This is a genomic window from Flagellimonas algarum, assembly GCF_040513375.1.
Classification (GTDB): Bacteria; Bacteroidota; Bacteroidia; order Flavobacteriales; family Flavobacteriaceae; genus Flagellimonas_B; species Flagellimonas_B algarum.
Genome location: NZ_JBEVTG010000009.1, coordinates 1 through 5,197 on the forward strand (window position 1 = coordinate 1; position 5,197 = coordinate 5,197).

Sequence of the window (5,197 nt, forward strand, 5' to 3'; positions counted from 1 at the left end):
GGAGGGGTTCTCCGGTTACGGTGGATCTTTTTTTATCGGGAAGAATAAGAGAAGTTCATATACATATTGGGAATACGACAGCGTAGAAATTAGAATAACGAAAACCATTTTGACGTCAAGGAACCATTGCGGGTTTATTGGGTACCTAATAATATTCAAGAAACAACAATGAAGAGTTTGATCCTGGCTCAGGATGAACGCTAGCGGCAGGCCTAACACATGCAAGTCGAGGGGTAACAGGGGGTGCTTGCACCCCGCTGACGACCGGCGCACGGGTGCGGAACGCGTATGGAACCTGCCCCTGTCAGGGGAATAGCCCAGAGAAATTTGGATTAATGCCCCATGGTAACACGGTATCGCATGATATCGTGTTTAAAGATTTATCGGACAGGGATGGCCATGCGTACCATTAGTTAGTTGGTGAGGTAACGGCTCACCAAGACAGCGATGGTTAGGGGCCCTGAGAGGGGGATCCCCCACACTGGTACTGAGACACGGACCAGACTCCTACGGGAGGCAGCAGTGAGGAATATTGGACAATGGCCGAAAGGTTGATCCAGCCATGCCGCGTGCAGGATGACTGCCCTATGGGTTGTAAACTGCTTTTACACGGGAAGAAACCTCCCCTCGTGAGGGGAGCTGACGGTACCGTGAGAATAAGGACCGGCTAACTCCGTGCCAGCAGCCGCGGTAATACGGAGGGTCCGAGCGTTATCCGGAATCATTGGGTTTAAAGGGTCCGTAGGCGGGCCGATAAGTCAGGGGTGAAAGGCCACGGCTCAACCGTGGGACTGCCCTTGATACTGTCGGTCTTGAGTCGTTGTGGAGTTGCCGGAACATGTGGTGTAGCGGTGAAATGCATAGATATCACATAGAACACCGATCGCGAAGGCAGGTGACTAACAACGTACTGACGCTGATGGACGAAAGCGTGGGGAGCGAACGGGATTAGATACCCCGGTAGTCCACGCCGTAAACGATGGACACTAGCTGTCGGGCCTTCGGGCTCGGCGGCCAAGCGAAAGTGATAAGTGTCCCACCTGGGGAGTACGTTCGCAAGAATGAAACTCAAAGGAATTGACGGGGGCCCGCACAAGCGGTGGAGCATGTGGTTTAATTCGATGATACGCGAGGAACCTTACCAGGGCTTAAATGTAGGTTGCATGGGGCAGAGACGCCCCTTTCTTCGGACCACCTACAAGGTGCTGCATGGTTGTCGTCAGCTCGTGCCGTGAGGTGTCAGGTTAAGTCCTATAACGAGCGCAACCCCTACCGTTAGTTGCCAGCATGTAAAGATGGGGACTCTAACGGGACTGCCGGTGCAAACCGTGAGGAAGGTGGGGACGACGTCAAATCATCACGGCCCTTACGTCCTGGGCTACACACGTGCTACAATGGCCGGTACAGAGGGAAGCCACCCCGCGAGGGGGCGCGGATCTATAAAACCGGTCACAGTTCGGATCGGGGTCTGCAACTCGACCCCGTGAAGCTGGAATCGCTAGTAATCGGATATCAGCCATGATCCGGTGAATACGTTCCCGGGCCTTGTACACACCGCCCGTCAAGCCATGGAAGCCGGGAGTGCCTGAAGTCCGTCACCGCAAGGAGCGGCCTAGGGCAAGACTGGTAACTAGGGCTAAGTCGTAACAAGGTAGCCGTACCGGAAGGTGCGGCTGGAACACCTCCTTTCTAGAGAAACGGGTCCCGATGGCCCGGTTCCTTGGATCGAAGTGGTGATCGTTGTTCGAGCTGTCGTTCCCTGATATGTTTATTGATATATTGGTTTTTAAAAGACCGAGACAGTCTCATAGCTCAGCTGGTTAGAGCGCTACACTGATAATGTAGAGGTCGGCAGTTCGAGTCTGCCTGAGACTACTTTTGCCTTGATGGGTTACCATCGCGGCGGATGTTCATTGATTATTGAGAAGGAAATTCTGGAAGTTGGGTATGTAGTTATGTACTGACTACTGACTGCTCATTACTAACTACTAGTATATGGGGAATTAGCTCAGCTGGCTAGAGCGCCTGCCTTGCACGCAGGAGGTCACCGGTTCGACTCCGGTATTCTCCACGGTCGGCACCCTTATGGGTCGCCAGTTGGGCCCGGGTCTTTTTTAAAGGCCGTCGTGGTCCACGACAACGTTCATTGACATATTGGGACCGAGCATACTTATCTTAAAGATAGGTCATGTGAGGTCAAGAGAAGAAACTTTAAGTAGTAGAATAGAATACATTGTTTACAATATATTAAGGATTACGAGGGCATTGCGGGACTTTGGTCCCGTCAGTGCGACAAGCAAGCAAAGGGCGTATGGGGGATGCCTAGGCTCCCAGAGGCGACGAAGGACGTGATAAGCTGCGATAAGCCACGGGGAACTGCACACGAGTGTTGATCCGTGGATTTCCGAATGGGGCAACCCGGCAGGTTGAAGGCCTGTCACCCCGCAAGGGGGGCGAACCCGCTGAACTGAAACATCTAAGTAGGCGGAGGAGAAGAAAACAAGAGTGATTCCGTGAGTAGTGGCGAGCGAAAGCGGAACAGCCCAAACCAAGGTTGTTTCGGCAACCTTGGGGTTGTAGGACCGCGATATTGTATGAACGACGAACCGGAGGCGGTTGGAAAGCCGCACCGTAGAGGGTGACAGTCCCGTACGGGCAAGTCGTTTAATGCATAGCGGTATCCTGAGTAGCGCGGGGCACGTGAAACCCTGTGTGAACCCGGCGGGACCATCCGCCAAGGCTAAATACTCCTGGGAGACCGATAGTGAACCAGTACCGTGAGGGAAAGGTGAAAAGAACCCTGAACAAGGGAGTGAAACAGACCCTGAAACCATACGCCTACAAGCGGTCGGAGCCATTCGTGGTGACGGCGTGCCTTTTGCATAATGAGCCTACGAGTTACTTTTACTGGCAAGGTTAAGCACTTCAGGTGCGGATCCGTAGCGAAAGCGAGTCTGAACAGGGCGCCATAGTCAGTAGTAGTAGACGCGAAACCGTGCGATCTACCCATGGGCAGGTTGAAGCTGTGGTAACACACAGTGGAGGACCGAACCCGTTGACGTTGAAAAGTCTTGGGATGACCTGTGGGTAGGGGTGAAAGGCCAATCAAGCTCGGAAATAGCTCGTACTCCCCGAAATGCATTTAGGTGCAGCGTAGTAACAGTTTTATAGAGGTAGAGCTACTGATTGGATGCGGGGGCTTCACCGCCTACCAATTCCTGACAAACTCCGAATGCTATAAAATGGTTTACTGCAGTGAGGGCATGGGTGCTAAGGTCCATGTCCGAGAGGGAAACAACCCGGACCATCGGCTAAGGTCCCCAAATATGTACTAAGTTGATAAAACGCGGTGGAACTGCATAGACAGCCAGGATGTTGGCTTGGAAGCAGCCATTCATTTAAAGAGTGCGTAACAGCTCACTGGTCGAGCGGTTCCGCATGGATAATGATCGGGCATAAGTACATTACCGAAGCCATGGGCCCGCAAGGGCGGTAGGGGAGCATCGTGCCTGCCTTGAAGGTGTGCCGTGAGGCATGCTGGAGCGGTCACGAACGAAAATGTAGGCATAAGTAACGATAATGCGGGCGAGAAACCCGCACGCCGAAAGACCAAGGTTTCCCCGGCCATGCTAATCAGCCGGGGGTCAGTCGGGACCTAACGCGAACCCGAAAGGGGCAGTGGATGGGCAACGGGTGAACATTCCCGTACCCGCGATACGTTGAAAGTGACGGGGCACCGGAGTTGGTGCGTGCTGACGGAATAGCACGTTGAACCTTCGGGGATAGTACACCAAGGCCACGGCCGCGGTGATAATCCAGCGTAGGTGCCTCCAAGAAAAGCGAGTATCGCGGCCCGTACCGTAAACCGACACAGGTGGTTGGGATGAGTATTCTAAGGCGCTCGAGAGATTCATGGCTAAGGAACTAGGCAAAATCGACCCGTAACTTCGGGAGAAGGGTCGCCTGCTTCGGCAGGCCGCAGTGAAGAGGTCCAGGCGACTGTTTATCAAAAACACAGGGCTATGCGAATTCGAAAGAAGAAGTATATGGCCTGACACCTGCCCGGTGCCGGAAGGTTAAAGGGAGATGTTATCCGTAAGGTGAAGCATTGAACTGAAGCCCCGGTAAACGGCGGCCGTAACTATAACGGTCCTAAGGTAGCGAAATTCCTTGTCGGGTAAGTTCCGACCTGCACGAATGGTGCAACGATCTGGACACTGTCTCGGCCATGATCTCGGTGAAATTGTAGTATCGGTGAAGATGCCGGTTACCCGCAGTGGGACGAAAAGACCCCGTGAACCTTTACTATAGCTTCGTATTGACCCTGGGCAAGGGATGTGTAGGATAGCTGGGAGGATTTGAAGGCGTGTCGCCAGGCATGTTGGATCCGTTGTTGAAATACCAGCCTTCGTTTGTCCGGGGCCTAACCTCGCGAGAGGGACAGTGCGTGGTGGGTAGTTTGACTGGGGTGGTCGCCTCCAAAAGAGTAACGGAGGCTTCCAAAGGTGCCCTCAGCACGCTTGGCAACCGTGCGCAGAGTGCAATGGCACAAGGGCGCTTGACTGTGAGACATACAGGTCGAACAGGCACGAAAGTGGGGCATAGTGATCCGGTGGTTCCGTATGGAAGGGCCATCGCTCAAAGGATAAAAGGTACTCCGGGGATAACAGGCTGATCTCCCCCAAGAGCTCACATCGACGGGGGGGTTTGGCACCTCGATGTCGGCTCGTCACATCCTGGGGCTGGAGAAGGTCCCAAGGGTTGGGCTGTTCGCCCATTAAAGTGGCACGCGAGCTGGGTTCAGAACGTCGTGAGACAGTTCGGTCTCTATCTACTGCGGGCGTCAGAGATTTGCGCGGATCTGGTTCTAGTACGAGAGGACCGAACTGGACCGACCGCTGGTGCACCAGTTGTCCCGCCAGGGGCATCGCTGGGTAGCTATGTCGGGATGGGATAAGCGCTGAAAGCATATAAGCGCGAAACCCGCCGCAAGATGGGATCTCTTTAAAGGGCCGTGGGAGATGACCACGTTGATAGGCCGTAGGTGCAAGGGCAGTGATGTCCGCAGCCGAGCGGTACTAATTGCCCGTATGCTTGCGCACTGCCCCTCGGCAGTTCTTAAGCTAAACCCTGTAGGAAATACTACCACTCAAAGTCACTTCACTTGAACCGCACATGCGGTCCCAACATATGTCAT

General features: G+C 53.9%; 2 tRNA genes and 2 rRNA genes. All 4 read left to right on the forward strand.

Features of this window, described 5'->3' with window-relative positions:
• Window positions 1-165: 165 nt before the first annotated feature.
• The 4 genes from ABV409_RS16635 (at window position 166) to ABV409_RS16650 (ending at window position 5,102) form a co-directional block, all read left to right on the forward strand.
• A 16S ribosomal RNA gene (locus tag ABV409_RS16635) occupies window positions 166-1,689 on the forward strand.
• A 112-nt stretch (window positions 1,690-1,801) separates the two neighbouring features.
• Window positions 1,802-1,875, forward strand: a tRNA-Ile gene (locus tag ABV409_RS16640).
• Window positions 1,876-1,997: 122 nt separating this feature from the next.
• A tRNA-Ala gene (locus tag ABV409_RS16645) sits at window positions 1,998-2,071 on the forward strand.
• A 218-nt stretch (window positions 2,072-2,289) separates the two neighbouring features.
• Window positions 2,290-5,102: ribosomal RNA gene (locus ABV409_RS16650) — 23S ribosomal RNA — on the forward strand.
• Together the 16S and 23S rRNA genes with 2 tRNA genes alongside form the textbook arrangement of a ribosomal RNA operon.
• Window positions 5,103-5,197: the final 95 nt, after the last annotated feature.